The organism is Pontibacter roseus DSM 17521, assembly GCF_000373265.1.
GTDB lineage: Bacteria > Bacteroidota > Bacteroidia > Cytophagales > Hymenobacteraceae > Pontibacter > Pontibacter roseus.
The window spans coordinates 398,968-414,523 of the sequence record NZ_KB890766.1 but is presented as its reverse complement, the minus strand read 5'-3'; the positions used below and the strand labels follow the sequence as shown (position 1 = coordinate 414,523).

Sequence of the window (15,556 nt, the reverse complement as noted above, 5' to 3'; positions counted from 1 at the left end):
TGGTTAGAGTATTTTTTGCTCGACAAGGGTATTCAAATCCCTAGCAGGGTTGCCTACCATTTTAGCATTCCCCAAAACGCTTTTCAGTATATTGCTTCCTAAGCCAATCAGTGATGCATCACCTATGCTTATACCGTTGATGATGTTCGTGCCGCTCCCGATGTAGCAGCTTTCCCCTACAGTGGTTCCTCCGGCAATGACCACATTGCTCCCAACTAGCGTGTACTCCCCCACAACAGAATCATGGTGAATGACTGAATTGGGGAGGATGCATACATGGTCCTTTACCTGGGCATTGCTGGTGAGCACGACCCCTGCCATGATGAGGCAGTTCTTGCCAACCTGCACGTCTCTGCCGATAGAGGCTCTTGGGTGGATGGCGGTAATATACCGGCTCCTGTCTATCCCCAGTGAACTAATGATTTCCTTTCGCTTCCGGAACGAGGCAGGGCTGCCCGGCACTGCCAGCACATGAAGCTCCCTGTACTGGTGCAGAATGTCGCGGGTGTAGATGTCATACTGCTTCGACTGTTTGCACGCATCATCGTCTACAAAGCCAATCAGCTCATACTCGTCAAAGCTGATGCAGTCCAATGCCTCAACGCCGTTTCCGTTGAAAGGGAATATAATCAGCTTCTTTTTAAGCATTACTGTAAGCATTTACCACCTCGATTACATACCTTACCTCTTCATCCGTCAACTCTGCATACATCGGCAAGGACAGACAGTGGCTGGCTAAATATTCTGCGTTAGGAAAGGCCCCTTCTGAATAACCTAAATGCGCATATGCCTTTTGCAGATGACATGGCACCGGATAATGCAGGCCAGGGATTATGTTATGTTCGTTCAGGTAGCTGAGCAGTCCATCCCGATTCTCAGTTGTCACCACGAACAGATGGTACACAGATTCGGCCCACTCCGGTTGAGCCTGCATCTGGATGTACGGATTCGTGATTTCCTGCTGGTAGCATTTTGCTATCTCCCTTCTGCGGTTGTTCCAGTCAGGCAGGTACTTCAGTTTCACATTCAGGGAGGCGCCCTCTAGTCCGCCCATTCGCATGTTATATCCGATTTCGTCGTGGTAATAACGGACAGATGCACCGTGGTTTCTCAGGCTCAGCAGGTGCTTGTAGTAGGCTTCGTTATTAGTCGTGATGCATCCCGCCTCTCCACAGGCTCCCAGGTTTTTGCCCGGGTAAAAGCTAAAACAGGCCATCTCCCCAAAACCTCCGACAGGTATATCTTTGTACTTAGCTCCCTGCGCCTGGGCAGCGTCTTCCAGCAAGTAGAGCCCATACTTATTACATATACCTTGCAAAGCTTCCACATCGAATGGCTGTCCGTACAGGTGCACTCCTACTATGGCCTTGGTGCGTGAAGTAATCTGCTCTTCTATCTTGGCTGCGTCTATCTCCCAGGTGTCGGGTGTGCAGTCAACAAAGACCGGTGTCGCGCCTGTGTAAGTCACCCCCCAAGCAGTGGCGATAAACGTGTTGGCTGGCACAATCACCTCATCACCTGCGCCGATACCCAATGCGAGCATCGCCAGATGCAGGGCCGAGGTGCCGTTGTTAACACCGACTGCAAATTTTGTTTGGCAAAACGCTGAGAAGTTCTTTTCGAACTCCTCTACAAAAGGACCACCCGAAAAAGCAGTACTCTCATATACCTTCTCAAATGCCTCGAACACCTCGGCCTTTATTTGCTGGTGCTGTCCCTTCAAATCCAGGCAGGGGATTTTCTCCTGTACGGCTACCGTAGTCATATCAGATAAGTATATGGTTGAAGTATTTCATCAGCCTAGCTGGGTTACCGGCGACAACCGCGTTATCAGGGACATCTCTGGTCACCACAGAGCCTGCTCCCACAATGGCTTTCTTGCCGATGCGGACTCCACACAGTATGGTAGCGCTGGAACCAATAGAGGCACCCTCTCCCACATGCGTCTCAATACAACTCCAGTCTTCTTCTGTCTGCATAGAGCCATCCTCGTTTGTGGCCTGCGGAAACTTATCGTTGATGAAGGTCACGTTGTGCCCGATGAACACATTGTTAGCGATGTGCACCCCTTCGCAAATGAAGGTATGGCTGGAGATTTTGCAGTTCTGCCCAATCGTGGCTCCTTTCTGTATCTCCACAAAAGTCCCCACCTTAGTACCATCGCCAATGGTGCAGCCATAGGCATTCACAAAGTTGTAAATCTTCACATCCTTGCCGAGCCTGACATTATGCAGGCTCTGTTTGTCATTGTTGATTGTGATTGTATCCATGACTTTAGATTAAGACTTCTTGATTGGTGTGTACAGCAGGTATAGATGATGGCTCCAGAACCACTTCGCGGCCATTGTGCTTGATTGACTCATTCGATGCCTCCAGAATCCTGACCACATCTAGCCCCAAGTGGCAAGAGGACTTCGGCTGTTTTTGCTCCTGAATGCAGGAGATGAAATCAGTAGCCATACATAGAAGCGCCTCGGTAGTGGCCAATTTTGGAACATGAATATCGCCTGTCCGGTAATCCACACGCACCTTGTTGATTTCTTCATTGTTGAGATAGCTATACCCTGTGTCATACACCTTGATTTTCTCTGTTGGCTCCAGGTCGTTGTAGAGAATCATCTTCTGGTCGCCGCCAATCAGCATCATCCTGACTTTAACAGGGCTTGTCCAGGAGCAGTTGAAATGGGCTATGAATCCGGAAGCGTAGTTGACAGTGAGATAGGCGATATTCTCAATGTTATTGTTGGTATGGGTGATTCCTGTTGCATTTACGCTATAGGGACGTTCGCGCACGATGTAGTTGAGGATGGATATATCATGTGGGGCCAGGTCCCACAACACATTGATATCCGACTGAAACAGCCCCAGGTTGATTCTGGTAGAATCCAGATACTTGATGTTCCCGAGCTCCTGGTTCTCCACCAGCTGTTTCATCTTGTCGACAGCGCCCGTATACAGGAAGGTGTGGTCCACCATGAGCAGCACATTCTTCTGCGCAGCCAAGTTGATGAGCAGTTCTGCCTCCTCAGCAGAGGAAGTCATGGGTTTTTCAATCAACACATGTTTTCCCTCAGTCAGTGCTTTTCGGGCCAGCGTGAAATGTGTCGACACGGGAGTGGCAATGATGACGGCATCAATGTCTGGGTCATAGATGATGTCGTCGGCGTCTCTGACTCCGGCAATGGATGGAAAAGCCTTTAGCAGTTGCTGCAAGCGCTCGGGCCGTGCGTCTGCCACTGCCTTCACGCAGCAGTTGTCTGCAGCGAAAAAATTTCTGACAAGGTTAGGTCCCCAGTACCCATATCCTATGATGCCTACATTTACCATAGCTCATTACTTTAGAAACAGTAGCGTATATTTCAAGTCCATATTAATTATTCATTCACTGGAGTGGCTTGGCCCTTTTCCCGTACAAAGAGTCTGTAAGGCCCGTAAGGCTTCTCGAAAATTGAATAAAGGTTGCGCACCCTAATCTCGTTCGTGGTCACGCCAGTGAATGGCTCTGCTGGCTCGCTATACAAGGCTAGAACACCTGCATCATGCCAACCTTCCGCCAACAATCCATTTTCCACTTCCTCTGTGACCTGGTATTGAATCATGATGACATAATCCACATATGGCAAAACCTTGTTCAATACTTCAAAGGTCAGTGGGTTATTGTAAGCCAGATAGGCTCTGTACATCTGCCAGCCGAGCTTTCGTCCAGCATAGTACATATCATATGGAATATAGACCCTGTGATTCCCTGGCCCTACCAAGGAGAGGGCCGCTTGGTATACCAGGTTCCTGTCCCGGTGAGCCGGTGCATCAAAAGCAAGAAAAGTGCGCACACCGAGAGACATACCGATTGACCAGAAAAGAAGAATGGCTATACCTCCGATTCTCAATAGGCGATTTGAAGAGTCAGCGTTATCCTTCGTATACAAGTAGCTGATGCAGACAGCAAAATAGGGAATCAGATACTGAACACGGTTGATGTAAACCAATGTAAAAACCATGAGGGCAGTCACAGCACCAAACGCAATGACAAGCAAGGGTTGTTTGACCTTGATAGCTGCAACTACGGCTAAAATCACAATGAAAGGGCTGAACTTTAAAACCCGTAAGAGTCCTAAGTAATTTTGGAATACAGCCCTCTCCTCCCCCGATGAGCCAGAATGTGCATTAGCTTTAAAGCTAGCCAGTGCGTTGCTGAACTGAGCAGGAAGTTGTGATGCAATGGGCGCTAGCAGAAACAGCATTGCAATTCCTCCACCTGCTACGAAAAGCAGTACAGGCTTTAGATTATCCTTTTGTATAGCTCTATGGATACTTCCCTGGCCAAGCACATTCAACAACTCCAGGGCAATGAGTGGGAATAAAAATACAGCAGAAGGCCAGGTAAAGAAAGCTATACATGCTAAAGCACCAGCCAGAAGAAGACGAGCACTGAAAGCCTTTCCTTTAAAATCATGATCCTGATTGCCTCTGAGAATCCAGCAACTGGATAAACACAAAGCCATCGTCCAACTGTCTATCCTGCCTATGGTAAAAGACTGCACAAAAAGCGGGTCAAACAAAAAAACCAAACCCAGCCAGAAGGCAGGCCATATAAGCGTACCTCTTGCAACCAGCAATCCGACCAAGGCAGTGGCCGCTGCTAATGCCCCAATCAAGGCTGAAACCCGTGGACTGTATTGCCCTCCAAACTCAAAAGAAAGCTCCTGCATAACGTTTCCTAAATAGGAAATAAGATAAACAGGCTGCTCCTGATCGGCTAGCCAAGCAATAGACCAATTGGTTTTGGGGTCTAAGATTGTTCTACCCATATCTAAAATCACAAACTCATCAGAATGCATATATGGTCCTATGTCCATGGTTGCCAGAAATACAACCGAGATTACGGACAGCGCCAATACCCATAACCACCAATACCACTGGGCAGCCGTACCATGTAGAGCATACATGTTGCTTGAGGCAGGATATGTTTTTGCTTGTATTGACATGCTAGTGAAGTGGTTTTGTACCTTTCATATTTCCTTTGCAAGAACTCGCTGAAACTTTTCGATGGAGTGGGTAGACGATATTGGTGTGGACATAGAGAAGAAGTAATCGCTTTAGGTTAGTATACCGTGCTGGCATCCAGGCTGAGCCGTTTTTCCTTTATGAAAAGTTGGTAAGGTCCATAGGGTTGTTGTGGCATGAAATAGAATGTCTGTAGCCTGGTTTTGTTAGTAACTACTTTGTCAGACGCATTGAGCGTGCTCTCATAGACATGGTATGTCCCTTTACTGTACAGGCCCGATGTTTGAAATTGATTTTCAAGCTCAGGAGTCATTTGGTCTAATGGCATAATAGCATAATCTACTAGGGAAAGCGTCTGGTGCAGAACGTCGTGGTTAATGAGAGGATTGACCCCAACTGCCAGGTATGGCTTGTACATTTTCCATCCCAAGTGCCGCCCTACATAGTAAAATTCATAAGGGAGAGAGTAAACTGCTTTCTCACCAGGGCCAATCATGTCTTGGGCGGCTTGGTATACCTGGCTTCTTTTCAATTCTGATTTATTTTCCAGTGCTATGGCAGTGCGGGCAACCAATGATAGTCCTGCAGCCCATGATACCAGTAGTACTAACCCGAAGACATTCAGGAAACCAACTCTCTGCTTAAAGCCCAACTTGCTCTCTGTGGTGAACCGTGTAGCGGCTGCCACAATGAAATAAGGCAGTAAGTATTGAATGCGATGGGAGTACACCACCGTGCATACCATGAGAAGAGTGGCGGCCATCCCTGCCGCAACCAACCCCAACTCTCTGCCCTTGATAAGGCCTACCAGAGCTAACAGTACTAAAACCGGAGTGAATTTTAAAACCTGCAGGAGATGAATAGAGCCACTCATGATTCGATTCGAATCGAGCAGGGAATGGTTAGATGTACCGGTGCGAGAATTGATGATTATTCCATCCACTACGTTGTCAGCCAACTCAATCAGTTTAGGAGCAATAGGAATCAGAAGAAGGATAGTTGCCACCAGACCGCCCACACAGAATAAACCGAAGAAAGGCAAGTGATACTCCCTCATGCTTTGGCTAACCTTAACCCTTTTAACTGCGGCACCCAGTTCAATCAGCAGCAACGGAACAAGGAATACAGGGGAAGGCCATATAAAGAAACCCAGTGCGGTTAGGGAGCCGGCAATCAATAGTTTTTTCTTAACACTGCCTGTTTCTTCTTCACCACCAATGCTCCTCAATACCCAACAGGCTGTAAGGCATGCTGCCATGGCCCAGCCGTCTACACGACCTATAGTATAGGCTTGCACAAACACAGGGTCCAGCAGGAAGGTCAAGCCCAAAAGGAGAGCGGCGATACGATAGGCTCCTCTGGCAAGTAACCAGCCCACCATAGCAGAAGCCGCCATGGCTGCACCTAGAATTCCTGATAGCCTGGGGCCATACTCCCCCATACCCTGGAATGTGAGTTCTTGCAGTACAGGCCCAAGGTAGAAGAACACGAATGCGGGCTGGCTCCTCTCATGCATCCACGCAATCGACCAACCCGAATCAGGCTGAAGTATCGTTCTACCCAAGTCTACTGTCATGAATTCATCAATATGCAGAAAAGGCGCTATGTCCAGTACCGTTAGAAGAGGAATCAGCGCTACGACTACTACACACAACCATACCCTCCACGTCCCATAGCCGGACACCTTCGCTGGCACCAGTCTGGATTCTTTAGCAGATATAAGTACATGATTTGTAATGCTCATAGCGCGGTCGGAAGGTCAATCAAAAGGATTGTTCAATAATAGCATACGCAATAATGCAAAATATTATTGGTTTGATTCCATAAATGAAGTTAATATCTGATTAACAAATGTTTTTTGTTAGCTAATATTAATATATCAATAGTAAACACACTCATTATCGTGACTCCACATCATAAATAGTTATAATCCGACAAGATGGCTTACACCATATGTACTATAGTAAAGCCCCATCTATGATATAATTTTATCACTATAAAAAATAATATAAACCAGGCGAGATAGCTAAATATATAGAATACGTCTGTTTACCTGCTTATATTAATACTTAGCTAAATAAAACTATTTATTAGAATCATTTAAAATTAGCTTCAGTATATTGTAATACACAACCCTACATACTCAATTCTTCACCCTCGTCTGCTCTTCTTATCACACGATTCACCAACATGCCTTTTTTCATATATAGTTAGCAAGCACCTGTATACCCTACACCATGACACATAAGTATTCTACAATATTTAAGTGGCTTAATGTCCTTATGGACTACGCTATATTGAATGGTACTTTATACCTGGCATTCATAATGGCGGACTATGATTTTGGGTGGGTAGACGTGTACGACTATAAACTCACAATATTACTCCTGAACTTCTGCTGGTTCTACTCATCTCATATATTTGATGTTTACAGCCACCTGCTGAAGCGGGAGGCAGTTCCCATCATGGGGGCTAACATTGGGGCTTTGTGCCTGTTTACGCTAGTAGCCATCATCATCAAAATCATCCTGCCAGGACTCTACATCCCGCCTACCCCCTTCATCTATTATTTTGCTCTGTTCCCGATTCTGATTCTAAGTTGGAGGTTCTCTTTCCTGCTCATGAGGAAATACAAGCGCATAGCATGGATAGGCCCGAATAGCATTGCCATCATAGGTGCAGGCTCGGCAGGTATAGATTTGTATAACTACATTGTGTCTAACCCCCAGTTGGATTACTACATAGCCGGAATCTTTGACGATGACCCTGCCAAGGTACCTCCTCACATCAATTTCCTGGGGAGCATACAGGAAAGCATAGCCTGTGTTAGCAACAATAAGATAGGTGAAGTGTTTTGCGCTTTGCCCTTCCATGAGAGTGACAGAGTCGAAAAGTTGATGGAAGAAGCTGATGAGCACATGGTACGGTTCAGGGTGGTTCCGGACATCAAGAGCAACATTCATCATACCTTTCTGGTGGAGATGTTCGGTATAGTGCCTGTGCTAAAACCACGCCAGGAGCCGCTAGAGAACAAAGCGAACGAGATTATTAAAAGGATGTTCGACATTCTTTTCTCATCTCTGGTATTGTTCCTGCTCCTAAGCTGGCTGATTCCGATATTAGCACTCATCATCAAGCTAGACTCAAAGGGACCAGTTTTTTTCAAACAGCTTCGCTCCGGCAAGAACAACAAGCCTTTCTACTGCCTCAAGTTCAGAAGCATGACGGTGAATCACGAGTCTGACACGCTGCAGGCCTGTCCTGGAGACGCACGTGTGACCAGGATAGGCGGGTTTATGAGAAGGACTAGTATAGATGAGTTGCCGCAGTTCATCAATGTGTTCATGGGGAACATGTCCGTAGTTGGACCTAGGCCGCACATGTTAAAGCACACGCACGACTACTCCCAACTCATAAAGAATTATATGGTGCGGCATTTCCTGACCCCTGGCATAACCGGCTGGGCACAGGTGAACGGCTTGCGGGGCGAAACGAGAGAGACAGCCTCGATGCTGAATCGCGTAAAAGCTGATTTGTGGTACCTGGAGAACTGGTCTATACTTTTAGATTTGAAGATTATCTTTCTCACCATCTGGAACATGGCGCGCCATGATGACAATGCCTTTTAAATCAGCTGTGCGAACGGGCGACCGGGAAAAGAATAGCTAACACTAGTAACACCGGTTGTTCCAGCTCCAGCTATACCTGCTCATCCATTCGCGAGGCCTATCCCGTATCAAGATTAAGGGTGAATCACAAATACTATAGCTTTCTACAAATGTGGGCGCATTGAGATTTGCATTTCTGAGAATTCCTGGCAATATTTAAAAAGCAATATATTTTATAACCCATGCTTGGAACTCTACTCACGCACCAGTGGAAACAGACCCGTCGCTCCCCTGTGTTTCAAAGGAGCATCGCCGTCAACATCATCCTGGGCCTGCTGGTCGTCTACTTTTCGCTCATCTTCATCGCGATTGGTTTTTTTGCCGATAAAGCTTTGCTCAAGCTATACCCTGGCCAAAGCCCAGTGGACTCGCTCAACGGATTCCTGCTGTTCTACTTCCTGGTCGATTTGTTCATGCGCTTCCTGCTGCAGGAACTGCCTGTGCTGTCGGTGCAGCCATACCTGCACCTGCCTATCAACAAAAATAAACTCATTCACTTTACCCTGTTGCGCTCCATCCCCAGCATGTTCAACCTGTTGATGCTGCTGGTGTTCATCCCTTTCATGTACAAGGCGGTGATACCGGCACAAGGTATGGGCGTGGCGCTGGTATGGCTGATAGCCTTGCTGCTGCTCACTTTCTTCAACAATTTCCTGCTCATCTACTTCAAGCGCCAGCTGAGCAGCAAACCCACACTCACCCTGCTGTTCGGACTGGTCGTGGGTGGGCTGATGCTGCTGGATTACTGGGAGGTGCTGTCGCTGAAGCAGGTGTCGATGGCGGCCTTTGGACAACTGCTCCAACAGCCATGGCTCGTGGCCGTGCCCGCAGCGCTACTGGCCTTTGCCTATTGGCTCAACTTCCAGTTCCTGAAGGCACACCTGTACCCCGAGGAAATCGCGGTGAGGAAAGAAACAGCCGTAGAGGGCAAGGAGATAGCCTTTCTGAGCCGCTTTGGAAACACAGGCAAACTCATCGCCCTGGAAATGAAACTTATATGGCGCCACAAGCGGCCTAAGTCCATTCTTATTCTGTCTGCCTTCATGCTGTTCTATGGCATGATTTTCTACACGAACGACCTTTACCTAGAAGGTTATGCGATGCTCATCTTCGTGGGCATTTTTATGACAGGTATGCCGATGTTCAACTACGGGCAGTTCATGCCGGGCTGGCAGAGCAGCCACTTCGATGCCCTGCTCACCCAGCGCATCACACCCTATCAGTTCCTGCAGGCGAAGTACTGGATGTTTGTGCCGGCCATGCTGCTGGCTTTCTTCCTGACGCTGCCCTATGCCTTTTTCGGATACAAGGTGGTGCTCATCAACCTAGCGGCGTGCCTGTTCAACATCGGCATCAACAGCTTCATCCTCTTCTACTTTGCCGTGCTCAACAAAGAGCGCCTGGACCTGAGCAAAGGCTCCGCCTTCAACTGGCAGGGAGTGGGAGCCTCTAAGTTTGTGATGATGCTGCCTTTGATACTGCTGCCTCTCCTTATTTATGCGCCTTTCGGGTATTTTGGTGTGCCAGAGTGGGGCATCTTTGCGATAGGTATGGCAGGAGTGGCAGGCTTTGTTTTCCACCGCCAGCTGCTCAGCCTGTCCGAGCGGCGCTTTATAGAACATAAATACAAAATGGCTGCAGGCTTTCGGCAAAGCTAAGGCACCTTCTACAGCAACATACATCAGACCTTATCCACCTACAGAAATACTATTGGCATCATGATAGAAGTAAAGAACCTTGAGAAAGCCTACAACGGCAAAACTGTTTTGAACATACCTGCGCTACGCGTAATGGCCGGGGAAACTTTCGGATTGGTCGGGAATAACGGCGCCGGCAAGACCACCTTGTTCCGGATGATTTTGGATTTGATTCGGCCTTCCAAAGGCGAAGTCTTCTCGAAAGGCGAGCCTGTGGCTTTGTCAGAGAAGTGGAAAGACTATACCGGCTCGCACCTGGACGAAGGTTTCCTGATTGATTACCTGACGCCTGAGGAGTACTTCAAGTTCATAGGCGATTTGCACGGCCTCACGGCTGGCGACATACAGGAGCGCCTGCAGCCTTTCCTGGATTTCTTCAACGGGGAGGTGCTGCAGCAGCGCAAGTACATCCGCGATTTTTCAAAAGGCAATCAGAAAAAAGTAGGTATAGCCGCGGCGGCGCTCACAAACCCCGAGCTGTTAATCCTGGACGAACCATTCGCCAACCTAGACCCCAGCTCCCAGATACGACTCAAGAACCTGCTCAAGCACCTGCACCAGCAGCACAACATGACCATGCTCATCTCGAGCCACGACCTCAGCCACGTGATAGAGGTCTGCGAGCGCATCGTGATACTGGAGAAAGGGCAGGTGGCGCAGGACATGGAGACAACGGAGAACACACTGGAAGCGCTGGAGGCGTACTTCACGGTCTAATTCGCTTCACCTGTAGGTATACATCTGTTGCACCTCAATCACGAAGGCACCTGAACGACAGGTGCCTTTTTGCTTTGGCTATACCTGGTGCAGGCGCCTCTCGCCTACTTTTACAGTTTTTTCACGTTTAAATACCTGCCGCTCAGGTATAGGTATTCAGCATACATCCTACGAGAACCTTTTCAACCTACCGACATGAAAAAACCTTACCTTCTTCTGTTCTTCTTCCTGCTTACGCTGAGCGTTACCGCTCAAAATCCGGTTGACTCCCGTAGTCGCGAGATTGTGTTTCGGGGAGTCCATGTGATACCCATGGAGAAAGAGCAGGTCCTGGAGAACCAGGTGGTGGTGGTGAAGAACGGAAAGATTACGGCTATGGGCAGCGCCGGGAAAGTGAAATATGGAAAGGATGCCCTGGTAGTGGATGCCAAAGGAAAGTACCTGATGCCGGGGCTGGCCGAGATGCATGCACACGTGCCTCCTGTGGATGACATGGAGCCGATGAAGGAGGTGCTGCAACTGTTCACGCTGCACGGCATCACCACCATACGCGGCATGCTGGGCCACCCGCTCCACCTGGAACTGCGCGACCAGCTACAGAAAGGGCAACTTCTCGGGCCACGCTTCTATACCTCCGGCCCCTCGCTCAACGGCAATAGCGTCAAAACACCGGAGGCGGGTGCCGAGATGGTGCGGCAGCAAAAGCAGGCTGGCTACGATTTTCTGAAGCTGCACCCGGGACTCAGCCCCGAAAGTTTCGCGGCCATTTCCAAAACGGCCAACGAACTGAAAATGCCTTTTGCCGGCCACGTATCCTATGACGTGGGCGTGTGGCGCGCCATTGAAGCCGGTTACGCCTCCATAGACCATATGGATGGCTTTATCGAAAGCCTGGTGCCCAACCTAGAAGCCATACCTGAACAGGAGGCGGGCCTGTTTGCCATGTACATCAGCGACAAAGCCGATACTACCCGCATACCCAAACTCATGCAGGCGCTCCGCGAGAATAACATCTGGGTGGTGCCGACCCAGGCACTGGCCGAGCGTTGGATGTCCCCGGCCGAGTCGCCGGAGGTACTGGGCCAGAAGCCGGAGATGGTGTACATGAACCCCAAAACCGTACAGAACTGGGTAGCCACCAAACAGAAGCTGCAGGCTAACCCGCAGTACGACCCAGCCGCCGTGACCCGCTACGTGGCGCTTCGGAGAAAGCTCATCAAAGACTGCCAGGAGAACGGCGTAGGCCTGCTCCTGGGCTCTGACGCCCCGCAGGTGTTCAATGTACCGGGTATCTCTACGCATCAGGAGCTGCAGTACCTGGTAGATGCGGGTCTGACTCCGTACCAGGCCCTCCGTACCGGCACCGTAAACACCGGCAAGTACTTCAATCGCGCAGACCTAGGCGTAATAAAAGTCGGTGCCGTAGCTGACCTCATCCTGTTGAATGGCAACCCCTTGCAAGACATCAGCCAGACCCGGAACATAGCGGGAGTCGTAACAGGCAGCGTATACCTGCCTCAGGCTTACATCGAACAGGAGCTGAAAAAACTGGAGAAACGTTAAACCAAGAGTACAGAACAAATCGACAGGCCGACGGTTGTGCCTGTATCTATACCTAAAACACAGAAACTATGATAGCCAAAACACTCCTAACCTCCCTCTGCCTGCTACTGGCACTTGTGGCCTCCGCTCAGCAGAACAAAGCCACAGATAAGATAGACACTAACAAAGGGCCGCTCACCATTCAGCCTGTGCTGCATGGCACCGTAGTGATGAACTGGAACGGAAAGACCATTTATGTAGACCCTTACGGCGGGGCAGAGGCCTTTGCAGGTATAGCCGCACCGGACCTGATTCTGATTACAGACATCCACGGCGACCACCTCGATATGAAAACCATGTCCGCCATCAACACCTCCAAAGCTACCTTGGTAGTGCCGCAGGCTGTGGCAGACATGCTTCCGGACTCGCTCAAACAGAAAGCGATTGTGTTGGCCAACAACAAGCACACGGAACAGCTAGGTATAGCCATTGCCGCCATACCTATGTACAACCTTCCCGAGGATGCAGAATCCAGGCACCCAAAGGGACGCGGCAACGGCTATGTACTGGAGATAGGTGGCAAGAACATCTACCTCTCCGGCGATACCGAGGACATCCCCGAGATGCTTGCTCTCCGCAACATAGATGTAGCATTCGTCTGCATGAACTTGCCTTATACCATGGACGTGGACCAAGCCGCCTCGGCTGTGCTGGCGTTCAAACCGAAAACCGTATACCCGTACCACTACCGCGGCCAGGAGGGACTGAGCGACGTGGAAGCCTTCAAAAAGAAAGTGAATGCCGGAGACAAGAACATCGACGTGAGGTTACGCAACTGGTATCCGGAGAAACAGCGATAAACTTCACTACAAAACCGAGTATAGCATCGCCTTGAAAATGGCTTTCTCCTCACTCCATATCCTTTCTCTTGGAGTAAAAAGTACATCAGTTTTCAAGGCGATGCTGTCCCGGCTGTAAAAAGGCTGAAGAGTAACTTCTCCAGGCCTAAGTTCCGGGCTAGTGCTTGAGTATGACTCAAGAGAACCAACATGCTACCTTCCCAGGCAAAGCCTTGGAATACTATCGGTTTGGAGTATACCTTTAACCCTATACAATAGACAATACCATTCTACAGGAGCAGCTATACCTATGTGCTGGATTGGACAAGAATTGGCTTCTTCCTGAAAGTGTCGCTGCTCCCTCACCTCTCAAACCCCTATACCTACTCCTCTTCATCCTTATCGCTCCGCGTGTTTGATGAGCCGGTAACGTGCCATGCAACACTGATTCTAGCTACTACTGCGCTTTGTTCACCTACACATTGCCCTGAGATAGAGCATATTGCTAGTTTTAAATACCTGTCAATTCTCATTTAATGATTTATCGACTTGCCTATTGGCACCACCATTCCAAAGTGGAAAAATGCAGGAAAACAGGCCAGTTAGGGTATATTTAAAGGCCTTACATGCACCCCACATCCTTAGTCGCCCTTTGCAAGCCTACATGGTAGCTATTTGGTAATCAACACCATACCTGGATGCACACAGACTCTAAAACGTCACCGACAGAACTTATTTCTGGCGCAGGCTGTTGTGCGGGAATGTGATTGCAGTGCTTTTGGCGGTGTTGTTGCCGCTTAGATTCCAGTTAGCCTAAGTTTTGCAGGTGCCTCGCAATAAAAGAGGAGATTATGAAGTTAGTCTAAGAAGGTTTTAGGTTTACAAGCACAAAATTTCACAGGTTGCTTTCTTAAAAAATTATTATTTCTATATTTACCGCAGTACAAATTTTATCCTTATTCAAATCATCATGAAAGCATTCTTTCTTCCCTTACTGTTTGCGCTGGTACTTTCAGCACCAGTAGCTCAGGCACAAGGAACAGCTAAAGAAGACAATCAGGCTGTTAATTCCCTTTCGGGCCAGTTCAACGAACTGAAGACCAAATCTAACTCCTACAACGAAGGGAACAGGGAGTATAAGGTAGTGAACGTAAGCCTGCTCAACTCTTTCTGGCAGAGCGTACAGGCCACCATCAAGCAGACGGAGCAGAAGCAAATAAAGGACTTAAACGCCGCCCGCGAAGACCTGGCTGCCGCCCGCACAAAAATTGAAGAGCAGGAAAAGCAACTGGCCGCCCTGAAGCAGGACAACGCTGAAAAAGAGGCCGCCGTGCAGCAAAGCGAGGACGCTGTAAACAACCTCTCGGTGCTCGGCTTGAACGTCCACAAGCAAGTGTACGTCATCATCAACACCGCGATCATCGCCCTTCTACTGATTGTGCTGGGCATCGTTTTCACGCAATACAAGAGCAGCAAGAAGGTGACGGACGAAAAGAAGAAAGAATACGAGGACATTGACCGCGAATACAACGACTACAAGAAGAACGCACGCGAGCGCGAGCTGAAAATCAAGCGGGAACTACAGACCGAGATGAACCTGGTGGCTGAGCTGAATGAGCAGATTGCCGCCCTGCAGAAGAAAGTGCACGCCTAGCCGAAGGCGCCATACGCAGAAAATCAACACGCCGCTTCCTGGCTTTCAGGGGGCGGCGTGTTTTGCGTTTGGGGGAGGCTGCTGAACCGTTACACTACCTTTTTAAGGTCGTATTTGGTCGTAGAACTTGCGTCTCCGCTTCCGTGAGGAGTCGTCTTTGGCATACATGTAGTAGAGCATGTAGCCAACGGCGTAAAGCGCCAGTACCGATACGATAACAATGGTTTCCATGGGTTGTCTATGTTTGGCTATGTAACAATGGACATATCCGGTTTTAACGTAAATAACGGGTGCTTCGTCCTAAAAAAGAAGCAGTTAAGCTAAATTTTTTCAAAAAATCTGAATATTGTTGACCTCTATAGCAGACTTATACGTTGTTTGCCTAATTCACAGACGTTCAGCACTGTGAGTGCCCGAAATCATAATTTACTAGCA

The 15,556-nt window shown here is 48.8% G+C and carries 13 protein-coding genes; 6 read left to right on the top strand and 7 right to left on the bottom strand.

The genetic code is table 11. The annotated features are described in order from the left end of the window. Nucleotides 1–3: 3 nt before the first annotated feature. From B051_RS0116130 to B051_RS0116105, 6 genes are all read right to left on the bottom strand, one after another. On the bottom strand, nt 4–648 hold the full coding sequence (locus B051_RS0116130; protein WP_018479255.1) for a DapH/DapD/GlmU-related protein: 645 nt from the start codon (nt 646–648) through the stop codon (nt 4–6). Next, the gene (locus B051_RS0116125) at nt 641–1,765 is read right to left on the bottom strand and encodes a DegT/DnrJ/EryC1/StrS family aminotransferase (RefSeq protein ID WP_018479254.1); all 1,125 of its coding nucleotides are present in this window, start codon (nt 1,763–1,765) and stop codon (nt 641–643) included. Before B051_RS0116125 ends, B051_RS0116130 begins: the two co-directional genes overlap by 8 nt. Nucleotide 1,766: 1 nt before the next feature. After that, nucleotides 1,767–2,270, bottom strand: a complete 504-nt coding sequence (locus tag B051_RS22970) for an acyltransferase (protein ID WP_018479253.1) — start codon at nt 2,268–2,270, stop codon at nt 1,767–1,769. Nucleotides 2,271–2,274: 4 nt separating this feature from the next. After that, on the bottom strand, nt 2,275–3,327 hold the full coding sequence (locus tag B051_RS0116115; protein ID WP_018479252.1) for a Gfo/Idh/MocA family protein: 1,053 nt from the start codon (nt 3,325–3,327) through the stop codon (nt 2,275–2,277). A 47-nt stretch (nt 3,328–3,374) separates the two neighbouring features. Then, nucleotides 3,375–4,985 (bottom strand): hypothetical protein, encoded by a 1,611-nt coding sequence (locus B051_RS0116110; protein WP_157578952.1) that lies wholly within the window; start codon nt 4,983–4,985, stop codon nt 3,375–3,377. A gap of 116 nt (nt 4,986–5,101) precedes the next feature. Beyond that, nucleotides 5,102–6,748, bottom strand: coding sequence for a hypothetical protein (locus B051_RS0116105; RefSeq protein ID WP_018479250.1), 1,647 nt, complete (start codon nt 6,746–6,748; stop codon nt 5,102–5,104). Nucleotides 6,749–7,241: 493 nt separating this feature from the next. Between B051_RS0116105 and B051_RS0116100 the strand changes: the two genes are divergently transcribed. The 6 genes from B051_RS0116100 to B051_RS0116075 all read left to right on the top strand — a co-directional run bounded on the left by B051_RS0116100 (nt 7,242) and on the right by B051_RS0116075 (nt 15,121). Continuing rightward, nucleotides 7,242–8,633, top strand: coding sequence for an undecaprenyl-phosphate glucose phosphotransferase (locus B051_RS0116100; RefSeq protein ID WP_026236460.1), 1,392 nt, complete (start codon nt 7,242–7,244; stop codon nt 8,631–8,633). A gap of 221 nt (nt 8,634–8,854) precedes the next feature. Beyond that, nucleotides 8,855–10,330: a DUF5687 family protein gene (locus B051_RS0116095; protein ID WP_018479248.1), complete on the top strand. Its 1,476-nt coding sequence runs from the start codon at nt 8,855–8,857 to the stop codon at nt 10,328–10,330. A 60-nt stretch (nt 10,331–10,390) separates the two neighbouring features. Next, nucleotides 10,391–11,086 (top strand): ABC transporter ATP-binding protein, encoded by a 696-nt coding sequence (locus B051_RS0116090; RefSeq protein WP_018479247.1) that lies wholly within the window; start codon nt 10,391–10,393, stop codon nt 11,084–11,086. Between the two features lie 195 nt (nt 11,087–11,281). Further along, nucleotides 11,282–12,649 (top strand): amidohydrolase family protein, encoded by a 1,368-nt coding sequence (locus B051_RS0116085; RefSeq protein ID WP_026236459.1) that lies wholly within the window; start codon nt 11,282–11,284, stop codon nt 12,647–12,649. A gap of 68 nt (nt 12,650–12,717) precedes the next feature. Then, entirely contained in the window at nt 12,718–13,488 is a 771-nt protein-coding gene (locus B051_RS0116080; protein WP_018479245.1) for an MBL fold metallo-hydrolase, read from the top strand. Between the two features lie 949 nt (nt 13,489–14,437). Then, nucleotides 14,438–15,121, top strand: coding sequence for a hypothetical protein (locus B051_RS0116075; RefSeq protein WP_018479244.1), 684 nt, complete (start codon nt 14,438–14,440; stop codon nt 15,119–15,121). Nucleotides 15,122–15,223: 102 nt separating this feature from the next. Here the strand turns inward: B051_RS0116075 and B051_RS22965 are convergent, their stop codons facing one another. Then, complete coding sequence (locus tag B051_RS22965) at nt 15,224–15,352, bottom strand: hypothetical protein (protein WP_018479243.1); 129 nt, start codon at nt 15,350–15,352, stop codon at nt 15,224–15,226. Nucleotides 15,353–15,556 lie beyond the last annotated feature (204 nt).